Consider the following 25,405-nt stretch of genomic DNA (forward strand, 5'->3'; position numbering starts at 1 on the left):
ACACTCCCGTACATGAGACATGTGCCGCCGCCCGCCGAGGAATTGGCGCTCCTCGATCACGAACTGGCCTGGCTGGACACCCGTCGGCTGCAGCTGCTGAACCGCCGTGCCTGGCTGGTGGGCGTGCTGGGCGCGCCGGCCGCCCCGTCACCCTTTCCGGTGCCTGCCGCCCGGCCGCAGGCCCCTGCTGTTCCGTACGCCCCGTCGGCGCCCGCGCACGGTACGCAGAATGTGCTGCTGGTCCTCGGTGGTCTGCTGCTGACGGTCGCGGCGATCGCCTTCACCCTGTTCAGCTGGGGCGAGATGGGCATCGCGGGCCGTTCGGCGGTGCTGGCGGCGGTGACTGCGGGTGCGCTGGTGGCGCCGGCCCTGCTGCTGGCGCGCAAGCTGCCCTCGACCGCGGAGGCGGTGGCCGCTCTGGCGCTGGTGCTGACGGTGCTGGACGCGTTCGCCCTGCACGCGGTCGCCGCTCCCGGGACCGACGGGCTCGTGTTCTCGGCAGTCGCGTCGGCGGTGCTGGCGGCGGTGTGGGCCCTGTACGGGCTGCTGCTCGGCGGGCTGCGGGTGCCGCTGCCCGCGGCCGTGGTGGCGGGGCAGCTGCCGCTGGTGCTGACCGCCTGGGCCGCGGGGGCGCCCGCGGCCGGCTTCGGCTGGGCGCTTCTGGTGACTGCGGCGGCGGATGTCGCGGTGGTGTCGTGGGGCCGGGGGCTCGCGGTGCGGGTCACGGCGGCTGTCGGGGCGGGGGTCACCGGGCCGGTCGCGCTGCTGATCGGTCTCGGGCTGTCCGTGTCGGCCGGTGGGCCCCTCGCGGCAGCGGGCCCGGGGGCGCTGCTGCTGGCGGGCGCGGGGGTGGCCCTGGCGGGAGCGTGGCGCGCGCCGAAGGAGTGGGCCGTCGCCGCGGGTGCGGTGGCGGGCCTGGCCTCGGTGGCCGCGGTGGGCGGCGTGCTGCGTACGGGTCTGCCGTGGAACTGGTCGGTCGTGGTGTATCTGCTCTGCGGTATCGCGTTGTCGCCGGTGCTGCGGCTCCGGGTCCCGCAGCCGGTGGGCCGGGGTCTCCTGGGGGCGTCCGCCGCGGTCATGGCGGGTGCGCTGGTGTGGGCGTCGCCCGTGGTGGCGGCGGTGCTGCTGGGTCCGGTGTCAGGGCTGGCGGACGTCTGGTCCGGGGCGCCGGAGGGGTTCCGGGGTGCGCTCGGGCCGTCGATGCCGTGGCCGGCGTCGGTCGCGTCCCCGGTGGTGCTCGTGGTGGTGGCGGGTGTGCTCGCGGCGCTGCGTCTCGGATGGGCGCGGGGGACGTTCGTGGCGCCTCCTCGGGGGTGGCTGGTCGCCGCGGAGGCCGGGGCGACGGTCCTGGGCTGGGGTGCGGTGCCGGCGCTGCTCGCGGTGGCGGATGTGCCGTACGCGGTGGCGGTGGGCGTGGAGCTGCTGCTGGTGGGCGGGCTGCTGGCGCTCGCCGTGCGGCGGGGGCACGGAGCCGTCCCACTGACCGCTCTGGCGTGCGCGCTCGTGGGCGCGGTGAGCGTGGGGCTGCTCGCCCTGGCCGCCGAGCCGGCCACATACGCGGTCTTCGGAGCCCTGCTGGTGCTGTTCGCGGGTGCGGCTGCCCGGTCGGAGGCGGTGGTGGTGCGGTCGGTGCTCGCCGTCGGGTCGGTGCTGTGCGCGATCGTGGTGGCCACGGCGGCGGGGGCGTCGCTGGGGTGGAGCGCGCCGCGGTCCGCTCCGGTGGTGCTGGTCGTCCCGGCGGTGACGGTGCTGCTCGGGGCCCGGCTGCGGGTGGCGGCGGTGGCGTTGTCGCTGGAGGCCGCCGGGGCGTTCGGTGCGCTGGTGGCGGTGGGGCTCTCGGTCACGGACGCGCCGTTCCTCGCGCTGGTGCTGGCGTTGTGCGGGGTGCTGGCGGCGGGGAGCGCGGTGCGGCCCGAGCGCCGGCCGGCCGCGGGACATCTGGCGGCGGCGTTGTTCGTGGCGGCGATGTGGGTGCGGCTGGGCGCTTCGGGGGTGACGGCACCTGAGGCGTACACGCTGCCCGTGTCGGTCGTCGCGTTCGCGGTCGGGTATCTGCGGGGCCGCACGGACCCGGCTGTGTCGTCCTGGGTGGCGTACGGCCCGGCCCTCTCGACGACGATGGTGCCGAGCCTCGTGGTGGCGTGGACCGATACCGGCTGGCCGCGGCCCCTGCTGCTGGGTGCGGCTGCCCTGGTGGCCACGCTGGTGGGCGCCCGTCTCCGGCTCCAGGCCCCGTTGGTGCTGGGCGGTTCGGTGCTGGCCCTGGTCGGCCTGCACGAGCTGGCCCCGCATGTGGTGCAGGTGCTCGACGCGCTCCCGCGCTGGGCGCCCCCGGCGCTCGCCGGGCTGCTGCTGCTCGCGGTCGGAGCGACCTACGAGCAGCGACTGCGCGACGCGCGCCGGGTGCGGCAGAGCCTCGGCAGGATGCGTTAAGGCATCTTGTCCCCGACGAGGGCGAGGTTCTCGATGGCGGCGAGTCCGTAGAGCGCGGTGTCGTTGGTGTAGACCCAGTTGGCCTCGGTCCCGGGGACCGTGGTGACGGGGCCGGTCACCTCCTCGGTCTTCCAGGGGGCCGATTCCTTGTATCCGTCGCTGTTGTAGAACTTCTCCCAGGCGCGGGCGGCGAGCTTCTCGTCGCCCGTACGGACCGCGGCGTAGGCGTCCAGGCGTGAGTGGCCCTGGAAGAGGATGAGGCTGCCGAAGTCGGAGCCGTAGCGCGCTTTCTGTTCGGCCTTGGTCGCGTTGAAGTACCGGCAGTAGTCGAGGTACGCCTCCTCGAACTTCGGTACGTCGACGAGGTCGATGAGTTCGGCGCACAGCTCGTTGAGGCCGAAGACGGCCGACAGGTGCGAGACGCTGACGACCGGTTCGGTGTCGACGGCGAACTTGCCGGTGTCGAGGTCGTACAGGCCGCTGCCCTGGACGAAACCGTTGGGCTGGGCGGCGATGGTCTCCATGGTTCCGAGGATGCGGGCCTTGGCCTTCGCGGCCTGCGGGCCGCCCCGCTCCCATTCGGTGAGCCAGGCGGAGACCAGCCCGCTCCAGTCGGTCCCGAAACCGATGGACAGGGCGTGCCGGTCCGGTGTGTAGGGCTCGGTACGGATCTTGCGGAGCGGGTCGAGGGCGAGGAAGGTCTCGTCGGAGTCGACGTTGGCGCGCATCAGGTCGCCGACGCGTTCGTCGGCGGTGAGGAAGTAGTAGAAGCGCCGGTAGGTGGTGTTGGCGATGCGCTGCTGCTTGGCGCTGTCGGCGTAGTGCTGGATGCCGTGCCGGGTCCCGAGGCCGGCCCACTCGCCGAGGTGGTAGACGTCGACCTCGCCGGTGTGGCGGGTCATGGCCTCGGCGAAGCGGAAGATGTCGGCGCGGCCGGAACGCAGGTAGGCGTACCACAGCCACAGGTCGGGTGAGAGCTCGGAGTTGTCCCAGGCGTAGCCGCCGACGTCGTAGCGCCACTGATGGCGTGCGGGGTCGTAGGAGTGCATGACGTCGCCGTAGTCCCAGAAGCCGTACCAGCGCCGCATGTCGACCTGGTCCTTGTAGTACGTGAGGAGGAAGTCCAGGTGGTCCTCGATCTTCGCCTTGGCCGGCGTCGAGCGGTCGACCGGGGAGAACAGTCCGCCGAAGACCTTCGCGCCGATCAGCTGGGACGGCGGCGCGACCAGCTGCGGGAGAGTGCGGACGGCCTCGGTCTGCTGGGCCAGGGCGGTGGCGCCCGGGGTGGAGTCATGGGCCCAGAAGAGGAGTTCGCTGGTGCGGGCGATGCCGTACGGGGTGCCGAAGCCGGGTTCGTAGTCCTCGTAGGTGATGTTGAGGCCCTCGAGCTGTTCGGCGTACGTGTCCTGGCCCAGGCCGTCGTGGTAGAAGCGCAGGTCCATAGGCTCGGCCTCCGGCGACCAGAGCCACAGGGTGACTTCGGCCGCGTCGGTGTGGGCGTCGCGGATGTCGAGCTGGGCGGGGAACTTCTCCCAGAAGTCGCGCAGGCCGAAGGCGAGTCCGCCGCTCGCCCCGCCGACGTATCCGAAGCCGGAGGCCCGCCGGCCGCCGCCCGCCGCGATCCAGCCGTGGCCCTCCTTGGTGCGCTTGCGGAGGGAGAACCCGTCGGCGGACAGCTGGCTGAGGGTGTAGTCACCCCAGGTGGGGATGAGGTGGAGGCGGCTCGTGACGCGCTGGTCCCAGGTGGCGGGGTCGGGGAGCTTCGTGCCCTCGAACTGGGCTGCCTGGACCGCGGCGCCGGGGTCGCGGCGCAGGCCGGTGATGCCCTTGACGGCTTCCCGGAGCATGCCGGTGCCTTCGCCTCCGATACGGATGTGCCGGTCGTAGGCCTCGTCCCGCATCGGGACGGTGAAGCGGACGCCGAGGCCGCGGATGAAGTCGCCGCTCGCCTTCCCGGGTTCCTGGGTGCCGTCGAAGGTGATGGTGTGCACCATGCGGAACGATTCGGCGCCGGCGTAGAAGTAGAGCCGCACCGAGAACGGCAGCCAGGAGCGCTTCCCTCTGCGGTGCTTGCCCTCGATCCGGACGACGGCGCGTACCGGGCCGCTCTGTTCGACCTCGGTGGTGGTGACGGCGCTCTCGAACCGTTCGTACGCCTCGCGCCCCTGGTCGCCGTCCTCGATCTCGCCCTGCCGGATCAGGACGAGCCGTCCGTCCTTGGCGATCTCGGTGGAGCCACGGGTGAGGGAGGTGATGAGCGAGGAGCCGGACTTCCCGATCTTCGCGGTGATGACGCCGGTGGAGACGGTGATGGTGGACCCGGTGCTCTTGACGGCGACCTTGTGGGCGGGAGCCGCGGGCGTGCCCGGGCCGAGGACGAACTTCTTCGCGCCCGCGGCTTCGGGGCCCACGGCGTGCGCGGTCCATTTCGCGGAACCGTCGGGCCAGGTGGCGGTCGTCCACGACTGCACGGGGACGTCCTTGCCGTCCTCGGTGGTCAGCGCGAAGGTCTGGTCCTTGCGGTACTGCCCCTTGGGCCAGGGCACGCCGAGCGTGGAGCCGGGCGCCGCGCCGAGACCGCCGGACTCCAGCCAGGTCAGGGTGACGGGTTCGCCGGTGTGCTCCACACCCGGGGCCGCCGCCGACGCGGGAGTGGCGCCGAGGGACCAGCTGAACTGTGCGGCCGCGCCGGCCGCTGCAGCGGCCTTCAGAAGCGTTCTGCGGGGCATCCTGGACATGGGTGTGCCTCTCTCCGTGCGGGTTCGGGACAGGGAACGGACGAACAGGTACGGGTCAGTGCGGGAGCAGCCGCGCCCGCACCGCTGTGGCCGCGGCGGCGACGGCCCCGGTGACGGGGACGGCCAGCGGCAGCACCAGGGCGCCGGACAGCAGGACGACGGCCATCCCGCAGACGAGCAGCAGGGAGCCGGCCGGGTCCCGGACCGTGTCCCGGCCGGCCTCGGCCAGGAGGGGGCGCCAGAGGGTGCCGGGCTCCCAGCAGGAGGCGGCGCGTACGACGGCGACCAGGAAGCCGATCATGGCGAGGATGCCGACCGCGCCCACGAAGGGCCCGCCGGGCAGCCCGGCGCGGACCGCCGCCAGATCGAGCCAGAGCACGCCCCCGGCGGCCCACACGGCCACGCCGACGAGCCATCCGCCGCGGGCGGCCGCCCGGGCGTCGTCCGCGAACTCGCGCAGCCCGCCGTGCTCACCGTCGAGGTAGCGGCGCAGGTGCCGGGTCCCCGCGGCGAAGGCCGCGGGGAACGTGAACAGCGGCAGGGCGGCGACGGCGATCCACACGCCGACGAGCAGACATTCGGAGAACAGGGCGAAGCGGTCCATGACGCGCGTACGCCTGGCCTGGGTGCGGGTCTTCGTCGCCATGGTGCGTCAGCCCTTCAGGCCCGAGGTGGCCATGCCGTCGATCAGATAGCGCTGGAAGGCCACGAAGAAGGCCAGCACCGGCAGCAGGGCCACCAGGGACATGGCGATCATGCCGCCGTAGTCCGCCACCGCGTCCTGGTCGATGAACATCTTCAGACCCATGGAGACGGTGTATTTGTCCGGCTCGTTGAGGTACAGCAGCGGGCCCATGAAGTCGTTCCAGGCGTTGATGAAGGTGAAGATCGCACTGGTGACGAGCGCGGGCCGGCACAGCGGCATGACGATGGACCAGTAGGTCCTCAGATGCCCGCAGCCGTCCAGACGTGCCGCCTCGTCGAGCTCCTTGGGCAGACCGCGCATGAACTGCACCATCAGGAAGACGAAGAAGGCGTCGGTGGCCAGGTACTTGCCGATCAGCAGCGGCGTGAAGGTGTTGATCAGCTCCAGCTTCTGGAACATCACGTACTGCGGAATGATCAGTACGTGGTACGGCAGCAGGAGGGTGCCGATCATGACGGCGAACATGATGTTGCGGCCGGCGAACCGCACCTTGGCGAAGGCGTAGGCGGTCAGCGAGCAGGACAGCACCACACCGATCACGGAACCGACGGCTATGTACGTCGAGTTCAGGAAGAACGTCGAGATCGGGATGTCGGCGATGCCCTCGGTGAGCCGGGCGTAGTTGTCGCCGATCGGGTCCGCCGGGAACAGGTCCAGGCCACCGATGATGTCGGCACTGGGCTTGAACGAGGCGCCGATCGTCCACACCACCGGGTAGAGGACCACGGCGAGGATGACGAGCGCACCGAGGTGCCAGGCGAGTGCGCCCGGTCCCCGGCGGCGTACTGCTGCTGTCAGGAGACTCATCGGCCGCCCTCCTCGTAGTGCACCCAGCGCTTCTGGGACCAGAACAGCACGGCGGTGACCAGTCCGACCGCCACGAGCAGCAGCCATCCCATGGCGGAGGCGAAGCCCATGCGGCTGTTCACGAAGCCTTGTTCGTACAGGTAACAGGTGTAGACGAGCGTCGCGTCGGCCGGTCCGCAGCTGCCGTTGCTGACGATGTAGGCCGAGCCGAAGATCTGGAACGAGTGAATGGTCTCCAGCAGGACGTTGAAGAACAGGACGGGCGAGATCATCGGCAGCGTGATGTGGAAGAACCTGCGCCAGGGGCCGGCTCCGTCCACCTCGGCCGCTTCGTACAGTTCGCGCGGGACCTGCTTGAGGCCGGCCAGGAAGATGACCATCGGCGCGCCGAACTGCCAGACGGTGAGGGCGATCAGCGCGTAGATGATCATCGAGGGGTCGCCGATCCAGCCGCCGACCTCGAAGCCGAACACCTTCTGCGTACGGTCGACGATCGCGTCGTCCGAGAACAGCGCGCGCCAGACGATGGCCGCCGAGACGCTCGCCCCGATGAGGGACGGGGCGTAGAAGGCCGCACGGTAGAAGGACTGGCCCCACCGCTTCTGCGCGAGCAGCATGGCGACGGCGAGTGCCGCGGCCAGCTTGACCGGGGTGCCGATCAGCACGTACCAGGAGGTGACCTTGACCGACTGGCGCCAGCGGGGGTCCGCGAACATGTCGGTGAAGTTCTGGAGGCCGATCCAGCGCGGGGCCTCGAACAGGTTGTACTCGGTGAACGACAGGTACAGCGAGAACACCATCGGCCCGGCGATCAGGAACAGGAAGCCCGCGATCCAGGGCGACATGAACAGATAGCCGGCCAGGTTCTCGCCGCGGTCCCGCCGCTTCTGTGCGGGGGGCGGCGCGTTTCCTCCGGGACCGTTCCGCTTGGCGACGGAGCGGTCGTCCCCGGCTGCGAGCACGTCCGGGGAGGTGTGGATGTGAGTCACCTCGGTCCTCTCAGTTCGAGCCGAGGGCGGTCTTCGCCTCGGAGAAGAACTGCTTCACGGAGTCCTTCGGCGAGGTCTTGCCCAGGGACAGGTCGGCGCCGATGCGCAGGAAGGCCGCCTCGATGACGTCGGCGCCGGCCGGGTGCGGGGTGATCGGCTCCAGGACACCCGCGTCGGCGATCGCGGTCTCGTACGCGCCGATGGCCTTGCTGGGGGCGTCGGCGGGCTCGTAGGCCTCGAACTGCGCGGTGGTGGCGGGCACTCCGCGGTCGTATCCCATGATCCGGGCGACCTCGGGGTCGTGGGTCATGAAGCTGATGAAGGTGGCCACCTCGGCGGGGTGCTTGGTCCGCGCCGTGCCGCTCAGCATCAGCGAGCCCAGGTACTGGCCGGTCTTCTTGCCGTCGGTGCTCGGGATGGGCGCGAGGCCGTAGCTGCTCTTGCCCTCGGCGCTGTAGCGGACCGAGAAGTTGTCCCAGGTGAACTCACCCGCGGACAGGCCCTTGGCGGTGGCCGACGCGGGCTTGAGCTGCTCGACCTTGCTGGGGTCGGCGTAGAGCCCCGACTTGACCCGCTCGAGGGCCTCGGTCCAGTACGGCAGCAGTTCGTCCTCGCCGAAGCCCATGCCGTCCTCGGTGAAGAAGGCCTTGCCGTTCTGGCGGAGGATCAGGTCGTACAGGTACATCACGCCGTGCGGTCCGGCGTCACCGGCGATCTTCTGGCCTCGCTTGATCTTCTCCAGACCGGCCAGCCAGTCGTCCCACGTCCAGCCGATCTCGGGGGTGATGCCGGCCTTCTCGTAGACCTTCTCGTCGATGACCAGGGCCATCGAGTTGCTGCCGACCGGCACGCCGAGCAGCTTGCCGTCGATCTCGGCGAACTTCTCCAGCCCGGAGCGGAAGCCGCCGAGGTCGAGGTTGCCCTTCTCCGCCTGGGGGCCGAGGTCGAGGAGGACGTTCTTCGCCTCGTACTTGCGCAGGAAGGTCACGGCGTTCTGGATGACGTCCGGGGGGTTGCCGCCGGCAGCCTGGGTGTTGAACTTCTTCCAGAAGTCCGCGTACTGCTGGAAGTCCGTCTTCACCTTGATCTTCGGGTGCTTCTTCTCGAAGAGGGTGACGCACTGCTGGACCTTCTTGGCGCGGTCGTCCGCGCCCCACCACGAGTGCCGGATGGTGACCGGACCACCGGAACCGCCGCTGCCCGAGCCGCAGCCGGCCGCGGTCAGGCCGAGACCGGCCGCAGAGAGGCCGGCCAGCTTCAGCAGCTGCCGCCGGTCCATGCCGTTGTTCCGAGACATAGCTCGCCCCCACCGTTCGCATTGAATCGTTTTAGAAAGCGCTTGCTGGGTCAAAGTAGGGAGCGGCAGGGGGCGCGTCAACGGTTAGGACGAAATTTCGGTGACCGGACGGCGGGCCGAACAAATGGCGAGGGCGGCGGCGACGCGCGCAGCCGGAAACGCCGATGGCCCGGAAGCTTCTCAGAAGCTTCCGGGCCATCGGTCCGGGGTGGGCGATACTGGGTTCGAACCAGTGACCTCTTCGGTGTGAACGAAGCGCTCTCCCACTGAGCTAATCGCCCCGGCGCACCGCAAACATTACCCCATGTCAGCGGTGCCTCCGGACCACCCGCCGGGTCACTGGTCGATCTTCCACGGCATCACTACGCCGAACTTCCAGACGTAGATTCCGACCAGCACCGCGATGATCACGAGCCCCACCGTGGTGAGGATGATGTTGCGCCGCCGGACCTTGGGGTCGAGGGCGCGCTGCGCGGCCTCCGTGACCTTGCGCCGGGTCCAGCGCAGGACGAGCTGCGCCCAGACGAACTCGGTCGCCCAGATCGCCATGCCGCCGAAGATCACCAGCCATCCCGGGCCCGGCAGCGGCAGCATCACGATGCCCGCACCGACCACGGCGAGACCGACGACGAAGATCCCGACCTGCCAGCTCAGGTGGAGAACTCTCGATCCCTTGATGAACCCGGGCGCTCTCGAGCCCAGCTCGCGCTCCGCCGTCTGTCCGTCCCCCACGGCGGAACTGTCGGCCACCGTCGCGGCGACCTCTTTCCGCTCGTCACTCTCCGCGTTCATGGAGCCCAACCTACCGGAACCTCGATCGTCACCGGAATGGACGCATGACCCAAAGTTACACACCGCTGCACGAACGACCTGAAGCATCACAAATAGGTCAGAGGGGTTTACAACGGCACCGTAGGTGGCATGTCGATTTCGCCGACGTGCGAATCCCCGAGCGCACACTGAGCGAAAGGCCCTGGCGCTTATGAACACCACGGTCAGCTGCGAGCTGCACCTGCGCCTCGTTGTGTCGAGCGAGTCCTCACTGCCTGTACCCGCGGGCCTGCGGTATGACACGGCCGACCCCTATGCCGTGCACGCCACCTTCCACACCGGAGCGGAGGAGACGGTCGAATGGGTTTTCGCCCGTGACCTCCTTGCCGAGGGGCTGCACCGGCCCACCGGCACCGGAGACGTCCGCGTCTGGCCATCACGTAGTCACGGCCAAGGCGTCGTCTGCATCGCACTGAGCTCCCCTGAGGGAGAAGCCCTGCTGGAAGCCCCGGCACGGGCCCTGGAGTCGTTCCTGAAGAGGACCGACGCCGCGGTCCCGCCCGGCACCGAGCATCGTCACTTCGACCTCGATACGGAGCTCTCGCACATCCTGGCCGAGAGCTGAGCCAGGCCGAGAGCTGCGGGACGCCGTCCGACTCGGGGAGACGGCGTCGCGCGGACAACCTCACAGGGCAGGCACCGGCGCCGTCGCCGCGGAACCCACCGCGGCGGCGGCGCCGCTGTGCGCGGGGGCGGGACGAACGCGGCGGGGCCGGGACGAATGCGCGGGGGCGAGACGAATGCGGGGGGCGAGCGGGCGCGCCGGGGAGCGGCCCTCGCCACACCCGCATCATCCGCACCACGCGCCTCACCTCTGCCACAGGAACCGCCTCCGGAGCCACCAGAGCGGCCCGTGCGCTCCGCGGCGCCGCCCGGCCGGGAAAAGGGGGCTGCCCTCCCCCGCCGAGCGCCTACCGGCCCCTGAGCGCCTTCGGCGAGCCAGTAGAGTCAGCCCGCATCGGTGGACGCCCGTCCGCCGGAGGCCAGGGAGCGAAGCGTGCTGATCCCACACGACACCCGGATCGCCCTCGAAACGGTGGTCGATCTGGTGAACACCGCGCCGGAGAGCGAGTCGGGCGACGGGCTCGCGGAGCTCACCGCGCTCTACGCCTTCGCGGAGCGCCACCACATCAGCGGCGTCGGAACCCTCGGCGACAAGGACCTGCGCGCCGTGCGGGACGTCCGGGGCCGGTTCGCCGAGATATTCGCCGCGCCCGACGCCCGCACGGCCGCGGACCTCGTCAACAGCCTGGTGGCCGCGGCCGGCACCACCCCGCAGCTCACGAATCACGACGGCTACGACTGGCACGTCCACTACTTCGCGCCGGACGCCTCCATCGCGGACCACCTCGCGGCCGACTGCGGCATGGCCCTGGCCTTCATCGTCGTGGCGGGTGCGCAGGACCGGCTGCGGCGCTGCGAGGCCCCGGACTGCCGGGACGCCTTCGTCGACCTGTCGCGCAACCGCTCCCGCCGCTACTGCTCCAGCCGCACCTGCGGCAACCGGCTCCATGTCGCCGCGTACCGGGCCCGGCGCCGGGAAGCCGCCCGCTGAACCCTCCGCAGACGGGCCGTGCGGCCGTCCCCGGGAGGGGGGCGGCCCTGCGGGACGGTGGGCGTCCGGGTGCGGCGGCCGCCCACGCCGGAAGGAGCGCGGCGGCCGCTCACAGCAGGAAGAGATCGTGCAGTGCTGCCATCAGCAGCAGGCCGCCGACGACCGTCAGGAAAATCATCAGCGGCGGCTGGGAAAGCGCGAAGAGGCAGCCACGCGGCTCTTCGGCGGGGGGTGCGGGGACGTCGCCCCGGGATGTGTCCACCATCTCGTAGTGATCATGACGCAGAGCGGGCCCTGTTGGCGATCAACAAAGCTTTTCCCAGGGCGAGTTCACACACTCCAGGATGAACGGGAATCGCTCCCGCGTCCGAAGGTCCCGCATGTGTTCGCTCCGCGTGTCCCCGTGCCGGGGCCCCCGGGCCCGTGCGGTGTCAGCGCGGGGCGGCGCTGGAGGCGCGTACGACGAGTTCCGGCTGGAGGACCACGCTGCGGTGCCGGTGGCTGCCGTCCCCGTCGTCCGCCTCCTCCAGGAGGAGCTCCGCCGCCATCCTGCCCATCACCACGGCGGGCTGCCGGACCGAGGTGAGAGGCACGGCGGCGGCCGCGGCGAACTCGATGTCGTCGTAGCCGACGATGGCGACGTCCTGCGGCACCCGCACCCCTGCGGCGTACAGCGACTGCAGGACTCCGAGCGCCAGCAGGTCGTTGGCGCAGAACACGGCGGTCGGTCTGGGCACGAGGCCGAGGAGTCTGGCCCCCGCGTCGCGGCCGGCCGCCACGTCCAGGCGGTCGGAGGGGATCTCCACGAGCGCCTCGGGGCCGAGCCCCGCCTCGGCGAGCGCCGCGAGGGCACCTTCGCGGCGGTCCCTGATCTGATGGAGATCGCCGGGTCCGCTCACATAGGCGACGGACCGGTGGCCCGCCGAGACGAGATGCCCCACGGCGAGCGTGCCGCCGCGCACGTCGTCCACGGAGACGGCACAGCTGTCGGTGGAGGCTGCCACGCGGTCGACCAGCACGTAGGGGATCCGGTGGCGGGCGAAGGCTTCGAGGTTGCCGCCGGTGGCGTCGGCCGGGGTGACCAGCACGCCGCAGACCCGCTGCTCGGCGAAGAGCCCGAGATATTCGGCCTCCTCCTCCGGGCTCTGGCCGCTGTTGCAGACCATCACGCCGAGACCGGCCTCCCGGGCCGCTCGCTCGGCGCCGCGCGCGACGTCGACGAAGAACGGGTTGCCCATGTCCAGCACGAGCAGGGCCATGATGCGGCTGCGGCCCGCCCTGAGCTGCCTGGCCGACTCGCTGCGTACGTAGCCGAGCTCCTCGATCGCCGCCAGCACACGGGCCCGGGTGTCGGGAAGCACCGCCTCGGGACGGTTGATCACGTTGGAGACCGTGCCCACCGAGACTCCGGCCTGCCGGGCCACGTCCTTGATCCCTGCCACACGCCCCACTTGCCCTGCCCCACTGATGCCGTCCGGCCGCCGCGCGTCGGCGCCGGTCCCTGGTCCTCGGACGGACGTCCAGCACGGTCCGTCGCACCGTCGCCCGGGCCGCGCCCAACTGGATTGAATTGTTTCAATCCGTGCGGGACGCTAACCGCATCCACGGGATACCGTCAAGATCGGGGCGGCACAACCCCGAGAATACCCAGACCCGGGACGGGCGTCGGCATTCCGCTGCCCGGGGTCGGCCATGAATCGATTCACGCCCCTTGCGTGCCACGGCTTCCTGTCACCGGGCCTCTCCGGACGGGACGCCCGAGCGGCCTGTCAGATCCCGTGCTTCTTCAGAATGGCCTCGATGTCACTGAAGTCGTCACCGGGCGCGGCAGCCTGCTGCTGCTTCTTCGGCTTCTCCCGCGCCTGCGCGGCCGTCGCTCCTGCACCGGAGGTCAGCGAGGGCGACGACGCGCCCGGCGCCACCGCCGCGCCCTGCTCCGCCGCCCGCGCGGCCTTGCGCTCCTTGCGGGTCGAGCCGCTTCGGCGCTCCACCGCGCGCGTGGTCATGAAGAGCAGCCAGGCCACGGCCAGCAGCCCGAAGCCGAGCCAGACGCTCGGCTTGAAGACGATGCCGGACACCCACTCGACGACACCGGTCATCACCAGCCCGACGGGCACGAGCGAGTAGGCGGCGATCCGGGTCGCCGTGAGGAACCGCTTTCGGTACGCGGTGATCGCGGCGATGCCCAAACCCGCCGCCGACACCGCGGAACAGATGGTCTCGGCAAGCATCGGTGCCTCCAGCGATCGGGATACGTCCCTTCCATCCTGCACCGGCCACTGCCACAGGGGCCACGGCGCGGGCCCACATCAGGGACATTTCAGGGCCGCGGTCCTCCCCAGGTCCCGATTGGGAAGCGCGGGTCCGGCCTGAAAGACTGGTTTCATGAGCGATTCCCCCTCCGCCGCACCGGTCGTCCTCGACCTCTGGTGCGAGCTCCAGTGCCCCGACTGCCACCGGGCCCTCTCCGACGTCCACGCCCTGCGCGCCCGTTACGGCGACCGGCTGGAGGTACGGCTGCGCCACTTCCCGCTTCAGAAGAACAAGCACGCGTACGCCGCGGCGCAGGCCGCCGAGGAGGCCGCCGTCCAGGGCAAGGGATGGCCGTACATCGAGGCCGTCCTGGCCCGCACCGCCGACCTCGCCCGCGCGGGCGAGCCCCTGCTGCTCGAGGTGGCGGGCGAACTGGGGCTGGACGCCGAGGAGTTCGACACCGCCTTGATCGACGGCCGGCATCTGCTGATCGTGGACGCGGACCAGGCCGAGGGCAAGGCGATCGGCGTCACGGGGACCCCGACGTACGTGATCGGTGACGAGCGGCTGGACGGCGGGAAGAGCCAGGACGGGCTGCTCGCGCGTATCGAGGAGATCGCCGACCGTCTGCTCGCCGGGCAGGGCTGACAGCCCGGCGCTGTCGGCGGCCGTGCATGTAGGCCGGCTACAGCGCCTTGGCCAGGTTGTACTGCGTCACCTCGTAACCGAGCGACTCGTACAGCCGCAGCGCGGGTGTGTTGTTCGCGAAGACGTGCAGGCCGAGGAGGCCGAGGCCGGCGTCGAGCGTGATGTCCTCCGCCAGGTGCATCAGCGCCCGGCCGTATCCGCGCCCCCGGTACTCCTCGCGCACCTCCACGTCGAAGACGTATCCGAGGTCGTCACCGTCCGGCACGTCACGACGCGCCACCCAGACATGGCCGACGACGGCGCCGTCGTGGACGAGGACGTGGAAGTACATGCCGGGGGTGGCCAGGCCGTCCGGCAGACTGGTGGCGTGGTCCCTCTCGGACTTGCGCCGCGCCTGCTCCTCCGGGACGCCGCGCTCCACCCACTCCTGGATGTACGTGGGGATGCTGGTGGCCTCCCACGCGGCGTACTCCTGCTCCGTCATGGGACGTCCGGTGACCCCGCCGGGCAGTGCGGGGGCGGTCCGCCGGAGGGTCTTCAGCATGTTGCGGCTGCGCTCGGTGTAGCCGAGTACGGCCGCCAGGGCCCGGGCGGCAGGGTTGTCCACGGGGGCCACCAGGCGGACCTGCGTACAGCCCCAGCCGCGGAGCACCTCCTCGGCGGCGAGCGCGGCGATGGTCCCCCGGCCACGCCTCCGGTGCGCCTCGTCGATGCCGAGCGACCGGAGTATGCCCGCCGAGGCGCCGAACGCCGGGTCGGTGGAGATGGCGACGGCGCCCACGGGCCGCCCGTTGTCGCACACGTCGTACGTCCGTGTCCGCACGCCGTCGGCGCCTTGCTGGACCGGCTCGGCCGGCCGGATGGTCGTGGTCATCAGGTCGTTCTATCCGCTGGGCGGCGAGCCGTCACCCCTTTTTCGGTCCCGGTTCCGGTGTCCGGCCCGGCCTCAGGGGTCGAGATCGTCCGCCGCTCGCTCGTCGAAGACCCTCATCGCCTTCGCCGTCACGGGCCCCGGGACGCCGGGCAGCTCCCGCGCGTCGACCCGGTGGACGGCCTGGATGTCGCGGAGTGTGGAGGTCAGGAAGATCTCGTCGGCCCGCTCGAGCACGTCCAGCGGGAGGTCGGTCTCCTGCGCACCCGTCCACTCCACGACCAGTGCGCGGGTGATCCCCGCGAGGCACCCCGAGGCGACGGGGGGCGTGTGGATCCGGCCCTCGAGGACCACGAAGACGTTGGAGCCGGTGCCCTCGCAGAGCTGCCCGACCGTGTTGGGGAAGAGCGCCTCCGAGGCGCCGTCCTCGTGGGCGCGCGCGAGAGCGACGACGTTCTCGGCGTACGAGGTGGTCTTGAGGCCCGTCACCGCGCCGCGTTCGTTGCGCGTCCAGGGGACGGTCACCACGGCCGTGCTGTCGGGGCGGCGTGTCGTCCCGCCCAGCGCGACGACCAGGCTGGGCCCGGCGTCCCCGCGCTCGGAGCCGAGCGGCGAGAGACCGCCGGTGCAGGTGATCCGGAGCCGGCCGAGCTCCATGGGGTTGGCCTCGACGACCGCCGCCACAGCGTGGCGGACCTCGTCGTGATCGGGGTCCGTCAGGCCGAGGCCCCTGGCCGAGCGCGTCAGCCGGTCGAGGTGCCGGGTGAGGGCGAAGGGGCGGCCCCCGGCGACCTTGACGGTCTCGAAGATGCCGTCCCCCACGGTCAGCCCGTGATCGAACACGGACAGCCGTGCGTCATCGGCGTCGTGCAGTCCGCCGTTGACCCAGATCCTCATGACGCGGTTCTCCCTGTCTCCTCGTAGGCGCCTGACGCTACAGCGAGCAGCCGGGAGGCCTTGAGCTCGGTCTCGGCCCATTCGCGCGCCGGGTCGGATCCCCAGGTGATGCCGGCTCCGGTGCCGAAGCGGAGAAGGGGGGCGGGCCCGGTCCGGTCGATCCAGAAGGTCCGTATGCCGACGGCCAGTTCCGCGGTGCCCCGGTCGGCGTCCACCCAGCCGACCGCTCCGCAGTACGGGCCACGGGGGGCTGTCTCCAGAGCTTCGATGATCCCCAGCGCGCTGGACTTGGGCGCGCCGGTGACGGATCCGGGCGGGAACGCGGCGGTGAGCAGCTCCGGCCACCCGGCGCCGTCGGCGAGCCGTCCGCGCACGGTGGAGACGAGGTGGACGAGCCCGGGGTGCTTCTCCACGGCGCAGAGGTCGGGGACGCTCACGCTGCCGGGTACGCAGACGCGGCTCAGGTCGTTGCGGACCAGATCCACGATCATGACGTTCTCCGCGTGGTCCTTCTCCAGCAGATCGTCCTCGGTGCGCCCGGTGCCCTTGATCGGACCGGACTGGACGGTCCGGCCGTCGCGTGCGAGGAAGAGCTCGGGAGAGGCGGTGGCGATCTCCACCCCGTGCTCCGGGAGCCGGATCGTTCCCGCGTAGGGCGCCGGGTTGCCGCGGGCGAGCAGCGCCGTGAGCGCGTCCACGTCGGTCCGGGGGCCGGGCAGCGGCGCGGACAGGACCCTGCAGAGGTTGGCCTGGTAGACCTCGCCGGCCGCGATGTGTTCACGGATCCGTCGTACGCCGGCCATGTAGGCCTGCTCGTCGAGTGAGGACGTCCACTCCTCCGGGGAGGGCCCTCGCCATGCCCCGGGCACGGGGAGCGGGACCTCTTCGGACCGCACGGTGGCGAAGCGGGCACAGACCGGGCGGCCTTCGAAATCAACACATACCGCCCAGAAACCGGACGATTCAAGAGCGGCTGGGTCGCTGGTGACATCCAGCAGGCCGGAGGCGACGAGGCCACCGAAGCGGGCAAGGGGGGTGAGGTCGCGCACGTGACCGAGTCTAAGGCGGCACGCGGTGACCTGCGGCGGGCGACGGTGGCGCAGCACGCTGCGCAAACGCGTTTTTGTGCTGGCCCGGGAATCCGCTAGAGTTCAACACGTCGCCGGGACGCGCAAGCGGTCCGGGAAAGACAAGCGGACGTAGCTCAGTTGGTAGAGCGCAACCTTGCCAAGGTTGAGGTCGCCAGTTCGAACCTGGTCGTCCGCTCGCAGTAGATGGGGGATCTTCCCGAACCCCCATCCCTGGTGGAGTGGCCGAGAGGCGAGGCAACGGCCTGCAAAGCCGTCTACACGGGTTCAAATCCCGTCTCCACCTCCAAGGACGATTAGCTCAGCGGGAGAGCACTTCCCTGACACGGAAGGGGTCACTGGTTCAATCCCAGTATCGTCCACCGGTCCGCAAGGGCCCCCGCGCGATTAGCTCAGCGGGAGAGCGCTTCCCTGACACGGAAGAGGTCACTGGTTCAATCCCAGTATCGCGCACGCAGTACACGCAGGTTCACCCTGCGCGATTAGCTCAGCGGGAGAGCGCTTCCCTGACACGGAAGAGGTCACTGGTTCAATCCCAGTATCGCGCACCAGCCGAAACCCCCGGTCGTCTCGACGACCGGGGGTTTCGTCGTGGGCGGGGGGTTCAGCCGGTGAAGAGCTGGGTGGCCTTGCGGACGAGCTCGTACAGTCCGTAGGCGAACGGCAGGGCGACCCAGAGCCAGACGAACGCCATGAGGGGCTTACGACTGCTGGTGGACACGGGGGCTCCCTTCCGGTGCCTCGTGGAAGCGTGCGTTGACCGGGCGTATGCACTCGTTGGCGACGAAGCCGACGATCAGCAGCCCGATCATGATCGTCAGGGAGGTCGTGTAGAGGCTGGGGCCGCTGTGCCCTGCCCGCTCCCCCGCGTCCGCGACCCGGTTGACGATCAGCGGGCCGAGGACACCGGCCGTGGACCAGGCGGTCAGCAGGCGGCCGTGGATGGCTCCCACCTGGTAGGTGCCGAAGAGATCCTTCAGATAGGCCGGCGCGGTCGAGAACCCGCCGCCGTAGAAGGAGAGGATCACCAGCGCGCAGCAGATGAAGAGCGGCTTGGAGTCGTCCCCCAGCTGGGCGATGACCACGTACATGAGCGCGCCGACGCCGAGGTAGATCCGGTACATGTTCTTACGGCCGATCAGGTCCGAGGTGGAGGACCACAGGAGGCGTCCGCCCATGTTGGCCAGCGAGAGCAGGGCGACGAAGCCCGCCGCCGCGGAGACCGAGACCGGGGTGGCGGTGTTCGCGAAGAAGTCCTGGATCATGGGCACGGCCTTCTCGAGGATGCCGATACCCGCGGTGACGTTCATGCAGAGGACCACCCACAGGCACCAGAACTGCGGAGTGCGCAGGGCGTTGCGGGCGGAGACCTGGGCGTTGGTGACGAGCCTGCGGGTCTCCTGCTTCGGTTCCCAGCCGTCGGGGAGCCAGCCGTCCGGCGGCACCCGCACGAGGAAGACGCCGAGCGCCATGAAGGCGGCGTAGACGACACCGTGGACGAGGAAGGCCGTGGCGATGCCGGAGCGGTCCGTTCCGAAGCTCTCCAGCATCCCGGTGGACCAGGGTGAGGCGATGAGGGCGCCGCCGCCGAATCCCATGATGGCGATGCCGGTGGCCATGCCGGGCCGGTCGGGGAACCACTTGATGAGGGTGGACACCGGCGAGATGTAGCCGATGCCGAGCCCTATGCCGCCTATGAATCCATAGCCGAGGACGACGAGCCAGTACTGGCCGGTGGAGGCGCCGAGCGCGGCGACGAGGAAGCCGGAGGAGAAGCAGACGAGGGAGACGAACATCGCCCAGCGTGGGCCGTTGCGTTCGACGAGGGTGCCGCCGAACGCGGCCGAGAGGCCGAGCATGACGATGCCCAGCTGGAACGGGAGAGCACTGGCGGTGCCCGAGAGGTCGAGAGCGGACTCGAGCGGGGGCTTGAACACGCTCCAGGCGTAGGCCTGTCCGATGGAGAGGTGCACGGCGAGCGCGGCGGGCGGTACGAGCCAGCGGCTCCACCCCGGGGGCGCGACAGTCCGGGACCTGTCGAGGAAGTTCATGGATCCGCACTCTAGGCATCAGCCATGGCCATGACTAGATCATGAGAGGAAGTCGGTCGACCGTATGCAATGCGGGCCCGGGCGTCGGCCCGGGCCCACCCTGCGGCACTACCCGCTCAGAAGCCGCGGTCAGGAGCTGAACAGCATCCGGCCGAAGCTCTTCTGGCGGTGGTGGCCGCCGTAGTGACCGCCCTGGTGCGGCGCTCCCCAGGCGGGGGCCGGCGCCGCGGGGTAGGGCTGCTGAGCGGCGGGGTAGCCCTGCTGCGGGGCGGGCGGCGCGGGCGGGGCCTGCTGCGCCCACTGCGACTCCAGGCGGGTCAGGGACTCCAGCTCGCCGTAGTCGAGGAATATCCCGCGGCAGCCGCTGCACTGCTCGATCTGCACACCGTTGCGGTTGTACGTGTTCATCTGCGCATGACACTTGGGGCACTGGATCATCGGGTGGACTCCTCAGGTCGTGGCGGCGTCGCCGGATACATGCCCGGCGGCGCACGCTTCACCCTACGACGCGCATTCGGATGCCAACTCGGGCGGGAGGGACGCAATTCGGACACATGCGTCGATCATCAACTGTTCCACCTCATCCGGACTGCGGCCCTCCGCCGCGGACTTGGCGAGTGCGAGGGCTGCCGTCTGCACCGTGAGCGCTCGTGCCGCGACGTCCAGCTCGGGCCACGGGTCCCCTTCGGCACGTACGGCGGGGCCGCCGGACGCCCGGTAGGTGTCGAGGAAGCGCAGCCAGATCTCGGGCGACAGCAGGCCGGCGGCGTACCAGGCCGCGGGCCGCGCCAGGTCCCAGGCGGGGTCGCCCAGGCCCGTGTCGTCGATGTCGATCAGCAGCCAGGGGCCGCGCCGCGCGGGATGCCGCACGAGCTGGCCGAGGTGGAGATCGCCGTGGCAGAGGAAGCCGTCCCGGTGCTCCGGCGTCGGCTGCTCGGCGCGGGCCCAGCCGGGCAGCCCGCGCCAGGCGGCCAGCACGGGGCCGGCAGCCGGGTCGCCGGGGCGGGCGGCGCGCATCCGCGCCACGGCCCGGGCGGCCTTGACCGGTCCGCGCATCGGCGGGAGCGGATGGGGCGGCGGGGTGCGGTGCAGCCGGGCCAGGAGAGCGGCGGCTTCCTCCCAGGGGGCGGCGCCCGGGTCCGAGGGGTCGACGGGCGAGCCGTACGGCCAGAGGCTCACGGTGCGGCCCTGCGCGCTGTCCGGTGGCCCGTCCGGGGCGGGCAGGGGCGGGAGCAGGATCCCCGCCAGCCGGGGCGAGGCGGCCAGGGAAAGGCGGGCCGCCAGGGCGGCGGGGTCGGAGTCCGGGGCGTGCGCCTTGGCGACGTGCGGGCCGCTGCGGACCACCGTGGCGTCGGGCCGGTCCGCGAGCACCTGGGGCGGCGCGCACACGCATGCCGTGGTGCCGGCGTGGGCGCTGTCGTGCGCGAGCCGGCCCAGCGCGCGTACGACAGGGGTGGTGGTCATCGGACGGCTCCCGCGGAGGTGATCGGCCGGCCCGCGGCCGGTCCCGGCGGCGATCGTACGCGGCTGCCGGTGCCGCGGCGTGCGACGGGCCGCCGCGGCGCGGAACGGGTCCGGACAGCGCGATGTCCGGCCAGCTCCCCAGCTGGCCGGACAAACGCTGCCGTCCGCCGCACCCCCGTCCCCACGGGGCTGTTGGCCGGATGTCCCGGTCCGGACCGCTCTTCCGGACCCGGGGCGCCGCTCAGCGCCCCAGCATCACGCCCACGGACGACGCCTGTGTGACCACTGCGTCCCAGCCGCCGAAGACGACGACCAGCAGGGCCGCCAGGGGAAGAACCATGGCTGTCGCCACCAGCGGGTGGCGCGTACCGGACGCGCGTACGCCGAACGAGGCGTATGCCCTGCGTCCTTGCGTGCGGATGATCGTCCGCGCGGCCGTGTCCGCCATGGTTCCTCTCCTGACCTGTTCCGGAGCGGCGGGCGTCTGGCCTCGGGGGACGAGTTCCACGCCCGCCGCTTGACTTCAAGATTAGGGAGACGGAAGGCCCAGGGCGTCATGCCCGCGTACCGAATGCCCGGCCTCCCGGAGGATGAGCCGACCACCTCCCGTGTACTCCTCTGGGTGGAGAAACGGTGAGGGCCACGGCACCCGTTCGCTCGGGCCGGAGGTCGTTTCCGGGGTCAGGCCCAGGTGTTCGGGGGGCGCTCGGAGGCCTCCTCGCGAGGGACCGGCTGTTCCACCAGGGCGAGCACCTTGGTCGCCATGAACCGGGCGGTACGGACAACTGATCCACTTCGGGTGACTTCACTCACTTCCACCACCCCCCGGCGGACCGCTGTCTCCACCCTTCGGCCTGCCCTGGAGGCCACCACTTCGTACGTCCTGGTCGTGTCACCCGCGTCCACGACTATTTCCACACGATCGCCCTTCATTGATCCAATCCCCCTTATGCGACGGTCCTTTGAGATCTCGCACGGGCCACGGAGCCCGGATCCCCGGCTCCCTGACCACTCCTCAATTCTCCCACCGGGCACTGACAATCGATGGGCCGGTGAGGGCGCGGCCTCTGAGCGCGCCGCGCCACGGGTACGTAAGCTGTGCCTCGTCAGGCGGACCGGCAGCGGGGATGGGCAGACGATGGCGATGATGCGGCTCCGGCGCGAGGACCCGCGTGTCGTCGGCTCGTTCAGGCTGCACCGGCGACTGGGCGCGGGCGGCATGGGCGTCGTCTATCTGGGTTCCGACCGCCGGGGCCAGCGGGTGGCGCTGAAGGTGATCCGGCCTGATCTGGCGGAGGACCAGGAGTTCCGCTCGCGTTTCGCGCGCGAGGTGTCCGCCGCCCGGAGGATCCGCGGCGGCTGCACGGCCCGGCTGGTGGCCGCCGACCTGGAGGCGGACCGTCCGTGGTTCGCGACGCAGTACGTACCGGGTCCCTCGCTGCACGACAAGGTCGTCGAGGAGGGCCCTCTGTCGGCGGCCGAGGTGGCCTCGATCGGGGCGGCGCTCTCGGAGGGTCTGGTGGCGGTGCACGAGGCCGGTGTCGTCCACCGTGACCTGAAGCCGTCCAACATCCTCCTCTCCCCCAAGGGCCCCCGGATCATCGACTTCGGCATCGCCTGGGCGACCGGGGCCAGCACGCTCACCCATGTGGGGACGGCCGTCGGCTCGCCGGGCTTCCTGGCGCCCGAGCAGGTGCGCGGTGCGGCGGTGACCCCCGCGACGGACGTGTTCTCGCTGGGCGCCACCCTGGCCTACGCGGCGATGGCGGACTCGCCCTTCGGGCACGGAAGTTCCGAGGTGATGCTCTACCGCGTGGTGCACGAGGAACCGCATCTGTTCGATGTGCACGACGCGCTCGCCCCCCTCGTACGGGCCTGTCTGGCGAAGGACCCGGAGGAGCGGCCGAGCACCCTGCAGCTCTCCATGCGGCTCAAGGAGATCGCCGCCCGGGAGGCACAGGGGCTGCAGGAGCGCCGTCCGCCCGCCCAGCGGAGCGCGCAGGAGCTGGACCGGCCGACCGGCCGGATGGACGGCCCGTCCACCGAACAGGCCACCCGGCACACGGCCGGGGGGGCCGCGCAGGAGTCACGTGCGCCGGGCGGCCGGCGCCCCGCGTCGTCGCGCCCGGCGGCCCCTCGCACCGGTGGTTCGCAGTCCCGGGCGGCGCGGGGCGGCCCACGCTCCGGTCAGCAGTCCCACGGGCCCAAGGGCACGAACGGCAGGCAGGCCTCGAGGCCCGGTGTCCGGACGACCTCGGCGGGGAAGGGCGGGAAGCGGCGGCCGGCCAACCCACGGCTGCTGCGCCAGCGGCTCGTCGTCTTCGTCGTGGTGACGCTGCTCGTCGCGCTCGGCATCGCGGCCGCCCAGGGCTGCCAGGGCCCGGCGCGCGGGCTGGGGGGCTCGCCGTCACAGACGTACGACGGGGCCGCCGCCGGCCCCACGCACGTGCGCGGGGCGGCTCCGGCTCAGGCGGATCCGGCCCGGGTCGCGTAGAAGGCGACGGCGGAGGCCGCGGCGACGTTGAGCGAGTCGACCCCGGCGTCCATCGGGATACGTACATGGGCGTCGGCCGCGGCGAGCGCCCCGGGCGTGAGGCCGTCGCCCTCGGTGCCGAAGACGAGCGCCAGCTTCTCGTGCTGCTGTGCGACGAGTTCGTCCAGGGTGATCGACATGTCGCTGAGGCAGAGTGCGGCGGTGGTGAAGCCCGCCTCGCGCAGCACGGCGACGTCCTCGGGCCATGACGTCAGGCGGGTCCAGGGGACGTGGAAGACGGACCCCATGGAGACCTTGACCGCCCGCCGGTAGAGCGGGTCGGCGCAGCGCGGGGTGAGCAGGACGGCGTCGACGCCGAGTGCGGCGGCGTTGCGGAAGGCCGCTCCGAGATTGGCGTGGTCGACGATGTCCTCGAACACGGCGACCCGCCGTACGTCCCCCCGCTCCGGGGACAGCAGCGTGCCGGCGTCGGGAAGCGGCTTGCGCTGCATGGAGGCGAGGGCCCCACGGTGTACGTGGTAGCCGGTGACGCGTTCGGCGAGAGCCGGTGTGACCGCGTAGACCGGTGCGGTGGCCTCGTCGATCACATCGCGCATGACGTCGATCCACTTGGCGGAGAGCATCATGGACCGCATCTCGTACCCGGCGTTCCCGGCACGCCGGATCACCTTCTCGCCCTCGGCGATGAAGAGGCCCTCGGCGGGTTCACGCCGTCGCCGGAGCTCGACGTCGGTCAGGCCTGTGTAGTCGCCCAGGCGAGGGTCGTCCGGGTCGTCGACGGTGATGAGTTCTGCCACGGGGTGCTACTGCCTTGTCGGGGTGGTGTGGGAGTGCGGAAGCGCGGCGGAGGTCCGGCCGCTCAGCCTTCGAGCCGGCCGGCCGGGTCCGTGGCGACGGCGACGACATCGCCGATGACGATGACGGCCGGGGGGCGTACCTCTTCCGTGACGGCCCTCTCCCCGACGTCCGCGAGGGTCGCGTCGACCCTGCGCTGGGCTGCCGTGGTGCCCTCCTGGACCAGGGCCACCGGGGTGTCGGGGGCCTTGCCGTGGGCGATGAGGGCCTGGGAGATGGCGCCGATCTTGTCGACGGCCATCAGGAGGACCAGGGTGCCGCGCAGCTGAGCAAGGGCCTTCCAGTCGACCAGGGACCTCGGGTCGTCGGGTGCCACATGACCGCTGACCACCGTGAACTCGTGCGCGACGCCCCGGTGGGTGACGGGGATGCCCGCCGCTCCCGGCACGGAGATCGAGCTGGAGATGCCGGGGACGACCGTGCAGGCGATGCCCTCGGCGGCCAGAGCCTGTGCCTCCTCCATGCCGCGGCCGAAGACGAACGGGTCGCCGCCCTTGAGACGGACCACGGACCTGCCGGCCTTGGCGTGGTCGATCAGCGCCTGGTTGATCGCCTCCTGCGCCATGTACCGGCCGTACGGGATCTTCGCGGCGTCGATCACCTCGACGTGCGGCGGGAGCTCGTCGAGCAGGTCGCGGGGGCCGAGACGGTCGGCGATGACCACGTCGGCCTCGGCGAGGAGACGGCGGCCGCGGACCGTGATCAGGTCGGGGTCGCCGGGGCCACCGCCCACCAGCGCGACGCCGGGGGCGCGGGTGCGGTGGTGCGGGGCGGCGAGGGTGCCGTCGCGCAGGCCCTCCACGATCGCGTCGCGGACCGCGGCGGAGTGCCGGGGGTCGCGGCCCTGCGAGGTGGTGGTGAGGACGGCGACCGTGATCCCTTCGCTGCGGCCGGTGGCCGGGGTCCAGGCGGTGGCCGCCTCCGCGTCGTCGCTCCGGACGCACCAGGTGCGGGTGCGCTCGGCCTCGGCGGACGCGGCGTCGTTGGCGGCGGCGTCGGACGACGCGACGAGGGCGTACCAGGTGTCGGCGAGGTCGCCGTCCTGATACCTGCGGCGCTCCCAGCGGATCTCACCGGTGTCGGCCATCGCCTCGACGGATGCCGTCGCCGACGGGGACACCAGGGTGATGTCGGCCCCGGCCGCGATGAGGGCGGGCAGCCGGCGCTGCGCGACCTGGCCACCGCCGACGACGACGACGCGGCGCCCGTTCAGGCGCAGTCCGACGGGGTAGGCAGGGTGATCGTCATGCTCGGCCATGGTCGTGCGGGCTCCTCGTGCAGGGTGCGGTGTGCTGCGGGCCGCTGCGGCGGTGGAGCGGCGGTGACGTGGGCGGTGTGAGGCGGTGACGCGTGGGACCACGATACGGGGTGGGCACGGCACCCGGGCTGTGCGGCGGGCCGCCCCCGGCGGGCCCGGAGGCCCGGGTG

24 protein-coding genes and 6 tRNA genes are annotated in these 25,405 nt (G+C 71.4%); 10 read left to right on the plus strand and 20 right to left on the minus strand.

Annotated features, from left to right (window positions below; genetic code table 11):
• Positions 1 to 12 precede the first annotated feature (12 nt).
• Complete coding sequence (locus ACIBCU_RS27260; protein WP_399234664.1) at positions 13 to 2,433, plus strand: SCO7613 C-terminal domain-containing membrane protein; 2,421 nt, start codon at positions 13 to 15, stop codon at positions 2,431 to 2,433.
• On the opposite strand, the gene ACIBCU_RS27265 is transcribed toward ACIBCU_RS27260, so the two are convergent.
• The 7 genes from ACIBCU_RS27265 to ACIBCU_RS27295 form a co-directional block, all read right to left on the minus strand.
• The gene (locus tag ACIBCU_RS27265; protein ID WP_399234666.1) at positions 2,430 to 5,171 is read right to left on the minus strand and encodes a Tat pathway signal sequence domain protein; all 2,742 of its coding nucleotides are present in this window, start codon (positions 5,169 to 5,171) and stop codon (positions 2,430 to 2,432) included. The genes ACIBCU_RS27260 and ACIBCU_RS27265 overlap by 4 nt on opposite strands.
• Positions 5,172 to 5,226: 55 nt before the next feature.
• Positions 5,227 to 5,817 (minus strand): hypothetical protein, encoded by a 591-nt coding sequence (locus ACIBCU_RS27270; protein ID WP_399234668.1) that lies wholly within the window; start codon positions 5,815 to 5,817, stop codon positions 5,227 to 5,229.
• A gap of 6 nt (positions 5,818 to 5,823) precedes the next feature.
• On the minus strand, positions 5,824 to 6,684 hold the full coding sequence (locus ACIBCU_RS27275; protein ID WP_399234670.1) for a carbohydrate ABC transporter permease: 861 nt from the start codon (positions 6,682 to 6,684) through the stop codon (positions 5,824 to 5,826).
• Positions 6,681 to 7,673: a sugar ABC transporter permease gene (locus ACIBCU_RS27280; RefSeq protein WP_362929306.1), complete on the minus strand. Its 993-nt coding sequence runs from the start codon at positions 7,671 to 7,673 to the stop codon at positions 6,681 to 6,683. Before ACIBCU_RS27280 ends, ACIBCU_RS27275 begins: the two co-directional genes overlap by 4 nt.
• A 10-nt stretch (positions 7,674 to 7,683) precedes the next feature.
• Complete coding sequence (locus tag ACIBCU_RS27285; protein ID WP_399234672.1) at positions 7,684 to 8,970, minus strand: ABC transporter substrate-binding protein; 1,287 nt, start codon at positions 8,968 to 8,970, stop codon at positions 7,684 to 7,686.
• A gap of 209 nt (positions 8,971 to 9,179) precedes the next feature.
• Positions 9,180 to 9,251 (minus strand) — tRNA-Val (locus tag ACIBCU_RS27290).
• Positions 9,252 to 9,306: 55 nt separating this feature from the next.
• Positions 9,307 to 9,762 (minus strand): TIGR02611 family protein, encoded by a 456-nt coding sequence (locus tag ACIBCU_RS27295; RefSeq protein ID WP_399234675.1) that lies wholly within the window; start codon positions 9,760 to 9,762, stop codon positions 9,307 to 9,309.
• 190 nt (positions 9,763 to 9,952) lie between these two features.
• On the opposite strand from ACIBCU_RS27295, the gene ACIBCU_RS27300 reads away from it, so the two are divergent.
• Both ACIBCU_RS27300 and ACIBCU_RS27305 read left to right on the plus strand, forming a co-directional pair.
• The gene (locus ACIBCU_RS27300) at positions 9,953 to 10,366 is read left to right on the plus strand and encodes an SsgA family sporulation/cell division regulator (RefSeq protein WP_003959770.1); all 414 of its coding nucleotides are present in this window, start codon (positions 9,953 to 9,955) and stop codon (positions 10,364 to 10,366) included.
• Between the two features lie 432 nt (positions 10,367 to 10,798).
• Positions 10,799 to 11,356 carry a CGNR zinc finger domain-containing protein gene (locus ACIBCU_RS27305; RefSeq protein WP_362929312.1) on the plus strand — a complete coding sequence of 186 codons (558 nt, stop codon included), beginning with the start codon at positions 10,799 to 10,801 and terminating at the stop codon, positions 11,354 to 11,356.
• A 109-nt stretch (positions 11,357 to 11,465) separates the two neighbouring features.
• Here the strand turns inward: ACIBCU_RS27305 and ACIBCU_RS27310 are convergent, their stop codons facing one another.
• The 3 genes from ACIBCU_RS27310 to ACIBCU_RS27320 all read right to left on the minus strand — a co-directional run bounded on the left by ACIBCU_RS27310 (position 11,466) and on the right by ACIBCU_RS27320 (position 13,587).
• The gene (locus ACIBCU_RS27310) at positions 11,466 to 11,621 is read right to left on the minus strand and encodes a hypothetical protein (protein ID WP_356712427.1); all 156 of its coding nucleotides are present in this window, start codon (positions 11,619 to 11,621) and stop codon (positions 11,466 to 11,468) included.
• A 166-nt stretch (positions 11,622 to 11,787) separates the two neighbouring features.
• Positions 11,788 to 12,807, minus strand: coding sequence for a LacI family DNA-binding transcriptional regulator (locus ACIBCU_RS27315; RefSeq protein ID WP_362929314.1), 1,020 nt, complete (start codon positions 12,805 to 12,807; stop codon positions 11,788 to 11,790).
• Between the two features lie 318 nt (positions 12,808 to 13,125).
• Positions 13,126 to 13,587: a hypothetical protein gene (locus tag ACIBCU_RS27320; protein ID WP_362929316.1), complete on the minus strand. Its 462-nt coding sequence runs from the start codon at positions 13,585 to 13,587 to the stop codon at positions 13,126 to 13,128.
• A 154-nt stretch (positions 13,588 to 13,741) separates the two neighbouring features.
• Here ACIBCU_RS27320 and ACIBCU_RS27325 point away from each other — a divergent pair, with 154 nt between their 5' ends.
• Positions 13,742 to 14,257, plus strand: a complete 516-nt coding sequence (locus ACIBCU_RS27325) for a DsbA family protein (protein ID WP_362929318.1) — start codon at positions 13,742 to 13,744, stop codon at positions 14,255 to 14,257.
• Positions 14,258 to 14,294: 37 nt separating this feature from the next.
• Here ACIBCU_RS27325 and ACIBCU_RS27330 read toward each other — a convergent pair whose 3' ends face one another.
• From ACIBCU_RS27330 to ACIBCU_RS27340, 3 genes are all read right to left on the minus strand, one after another.
• Complete coding sequence (locus tag ACIBCU_RS27330; RefSeq protein WP_399234678.1) at positions 14,295 to 15,131, minus strand: GNAT family N-acetyltransferase; 837 nt, start codon at positions 15,129 to 15,131, stop codon at positions 14,295 to 14,297.
• 72 nt (positions 15,132 to 15,203) lie between these two features.
• Positions 15,204 to 16,025 carry an aminotransferase class IV gene (locus ACIBCU_RS27335; RefSeq protein ID WP_399234679.1) on the minus strand — a complete coding sequence of 274 codons (822 nt, stop codon included), beginning with the start codon at positions 16,023 to 16,025 and terminating at the stop codon, positions 15,204 to 15,206.
• A complete protein-coding gene (locus ACIBCU_RS27340; RefSeq protein ID WP_399234681.1) occupies positions 16,022 to 17,074 on the minus strand; it encodes a chorismate-binding protein in 1,053 nt (350 codons plus the stop codon). Before ACIBCU_RS27340 ends, ACIBCU_RS27335 begins: the two co-directional genes overlap by 4 nt.
• Before the next feature lie 144 nt (positions 17,075 to 17,218).
• Between ACIBCU_RS27340 and ACIBCU_RS27345 the strand changes: the two genes are divergently transcribed.
• The 5 genes from ACIBCU_RS27345 to ACIBCU_RS27365 all read left to right on the plus strand — a co-directional run bounded on the left by ACIBCU_RS27345 (position 17,219) and on the right by ACIBCU_RS27365 (position 17,664).
• Positions 17,219 to 17,291 (plus strand) — tRNA-Gly (locus tag ACIBCU_RS27345).
• Between the two features lie 37 nt (positions 17,292 to 17,328).
• Positions 17,329 to 17,402, plus strand: a tRNA-Cys gene (locus tag ACIBCU_RS27350).
• Position 17,403: 1 nt separating this feature from the next.
• Positions 17,404 to 17,475 (plus strand) — tRNA-Val (locus tag ACIBCU_RS27355).
• Positions 17,476 to 17,494: 19 nt separating this feature from the next.
• Positions 17,495 to 17,566, plus strand: a tRNA-Val gene (locus ACIBCU_RS27360).
• 23 nt (positions 17,567 to 17,589) lie between these two features.
• Positions 17,590 to 17,664, plus strand: a tRNA-Val gene (locus ACIBCU_RS27365).
• Positions 17,665 to 17,814: 150 nt separating this feature from the next.
• Here ACIBCU_RS27365 and ACIBCU_RS27370 read toward each other — a convergent pair.
• The 5 genes from ACIBCU_RS27370 to ACIBCU_RS27390 all read right to left on the minus strand — a co-directional run bounded on the left by ACIBCU_RS27370 (position 17,815) and on the right by ACIBCU_RS27390 (position 21,561).
• Positions 17,815 to 19,164 (minus strand): OFA family MFS transporter, encoded by a 1,350-nt coding sequence (locus tag ACIBCU_RS27370; RefSeq protein ID WP_399234683.1) that lies wholly within the window; start codon positions 19,162 to 19,164, stop codon positions 17,815 to 17,817.
• 129 nt (positions 19,165 to 19,293) lie between these two features.
• The gene (locus ACIBCU_RS27375) at positions 19,294 to 19,602 is read right to left on the minus strand and encodes a zf-TFIIB domain-containing protein (RefSeq protein WP_362929328.1); all 309 of its coding nucleotides are present in this window, start codon (positions 19,600 to 19,602) and stop codon (positions 19,294 to 19,296) included.
• A 63-nt stretch (positions 19,603 to 19,665) separates the two neighbouring features.
• Positions 19,666 to 20,628: an aminoglycoside phosphotransferase family protein gene (locus tag ACIBCU_RS27380; RefSeq protein WP_362929330.1), complete on the minus strand. Its 963-nt coding sequence runs from the start codon at positions 20,626 to 20,628 to the stop codon at positions 19,666 to 19,668.
• Between the two features lie 241 nt (positions 20,629 to 20,869).
• Entirely contained in the window at positions 20,870 to 21,076 is a 207-nt protein-coding gene (locus tag ACIBCU_RS27385; RefSeq protein ID WP_362929332.1) for a hypothetical protein, read from the minus strand.
• A 233-nt stretch (positions 21,077 to 21,309) separates the two neighbouring features.
• Entirely contained in the window at positions 21,310 to 21,561 is a 252-nt protein-coding gene (locus ACIBCU_RS27390) for a hypothetical protein (RefSeq protein ID WP_362929334.1), read from the minus strand.
• Between the two features lie 205 nt (positions 21,562 to 21,766).
• Here ACIBCU_RS27390 and ACIBCU_RS27395 point away from each other — a divergent pair, with 205 nt between their 5' ends.
• Positions 21,767 to 23,122, plus strand: coding sequence for a protein kinase (locus tag ACIBCU_RS27395; protein WP_399234686.1), 1,356 nt, complete (start codon positions 21,767 to 21,769; stop codon positions 23,120 to 23,122).
• Here ACIBCU_RS27395 and ACIBCU_RS27400 read toward each other — a convergent pair.
• Together ACIBCU_RS27400 and cobA are read right to left on the minus strand one after the other, a co-directional pair.
• Positions 23,095 to 23,919 carry an RNA methyltransferase gene (locus ACIBCU_RS27400; RefSeq protein ID WP_362929338.1) on the minus strand — a complete coding sequence of 275 codons (825 nt, stop codon included), beginning with the start codon at positions 23,917 to 23,919 and terminating at the stop codon, positions 23,095 to 23,097. The genes ACIBCU_RS27395 and ACIBCU_RS27400 overlap by 28 nt on opposite strands.
• Before the next feature lie 62 nt (positions 23,920 to 23,981).
• Positions 23,982 to 25,235: a uroporphyrinogen-III C-methyltransferase gene (gene cobA, locus ACIBCU_RS27405; RefSeq protein ID WP_362929340.1), complete on the minus strand. Its 1,254-nt coding sequence runs from the start codon at positions 25,233 to 25,235 to the stop codon at positions 23,982 to 23,984.
• Positions 25,236 to 25,405: the final 170 nt, after the last annotated feature.

It is taken from the genome of Streptomyces sp. NPDC051064 (assembly GCF_044455985.1).
Lineage (GTDB): Bacteria > Actinomycetota > Actinomycetes > Streptomycetales > Streptomycetaceae > Streptomyces.

What these genes read in the sequence shown, in the direction of transcription:
- ACIBCU_RS27260 (WP_399234664.1), top strand. Translation starts at nt 13, where the DNA reads ATGAGACATGTGCCGCCGCCCGCCGAGGAATTGGCGCTCCTCGATCAC.
- ACIBCU_RS27320 (WP_362929316.1), bottom strand. Translation starts at nt 13,587, where the DNA reads ATGCTTGCCGAGACCATCTGTTCCGCGGTGTCGGCGGCGGGTTTGGGC.
- ACIBCU_RS27270 (WP_399234668.1), bottom strand. Translation starts at nt 5,817, where the DNA reads ATGGCGACGAAGACCCGCACCCAGGCCAGGCGTACGCGCGTCATGGAC.
- ACIBCU_RS27330 (WP_399234678.1), bottom strand. Translation starts at nt 15,131, where the DNA reads ATGACCACGACCATCCGGCCGGCCGAGCCGGTCCAGCAAGGCGCCGAC.
- ACIBCU_RS27325 (WP_362929318.1), top strand. Translation starts at nt 13,742, where the DNA reads ATGAGCGATTCCCCCTCCGCCGCACCGGTCGTCCTCGACCTCTGGTGC.
- ACIBCU_RS27395 (WP_399234686.1), top strand. Translation starts at nt 21,767, where the DNA reads ATGGCGATGATGCGGCTCCGGCGCGAGGACCCGCGTGTCGTCGGCTCG.
- ACIBCU_RS27335 (WP_399234679.1), bottom strand. Translation starts at nt 16,025, where the DNA reads ATGAGGATCTGGGTCAACGGCGGACTGCACGACGCCGATGACGCACGG.
- ACIBCU_RS27380 (WP_362929330.1), bottom strand. Translation starts at nt 20,628, where the DNA reads ATGACCACCACCCCTGTCGTACGCGCGCTGGGCCGGCTCGCGCACGAC.
- ACIBCU_RS27385 (WP_362929332.1), bottom strand. Translation starts at nt 21,076, where the DNA reads ATGGCGGACACGGCCGCGCGGACGATCATCCGCACGCAAGGACGCAGG.
- ACIBCU_RS27390 (WP_362929334.1), bottom strand. Translation starts at nt 21,561, where the DNA reads ATGAAGGGCGATCGTGTGGAAATAGTCGTGGACGCGGGTGACACGACC.
- ACIBCU_RS27295 (WP_399234675.1), bottom strand. Translation starts at nt 9,762, where the DNA reads ATGAACGCGGAGAGTGACGAGCGGAAAGAGGTCGCCGCGACGGTGGCC.
- ACIBCU_RS27300 (WP_003959770.1), top strand. Translation starts at nt 9,953, where the DNA reads ATGAACACCACGGTCAGCTGCGAGCTGCACCTGCGCCTCGTTGTGTCG.
- ACIBCU_RS27285 (WP_399234672.1), bottom strand. Translation starts at nt 8,970, where the DNA reads ATGTCTCGGAACAACGGCATGGACCGGCGGCAGCTGCTGAAGCTGGCC.
- ACIBCU_RS27375 (WP_362929328.1), bottom strand. Translation starts at nt 19,602, where the DNA reads ATGATCCAGTGCCCCAAGTGTCATGCGCAGATGAACACGTACAACCGC.
- ACIBCU_RS27310 (WP_356712427.1), bottom strand. Translation starts at nt 11,621, where the DNA reads ATGGTGGACACATCCCGGGGCGACGTCCCCGCACCCCCCGCCGAAGAG.
- ACIBCU_RS27275 (WP_399234670.1), bottom strand. Translation starts at nt 6,684, where the DNA reads ATGAGTCTCCTGACAGCAGCAGTACGCCGCCGGGGACCGGGCGCACTC.
- ACIBCU_RS27370 (WP_399234683.1), bottom strand. Translation starts at nt 19,164, where the DNA reads ATGAACTTCCTCGACAGGTCCCGGACTGTCGCGCCCCCGGGGTGGAGC.
- ACIBCU_RS27265 (WP_399234666.1), bottom strand. Translation starts at nt 5,171, where the DNA reads ATGTCCAGGATGCCCCGCAGAACGCTTCTGAAGGCCGCTGCAGCGGCC.
- cobA (WP_362929340.1), bottom strand. Translation starts at nt 25,235, where the DNA reads ATGGCCGAGCATGACGATCACCCTGCCTACCCCGTCGGACTGCGCCTG.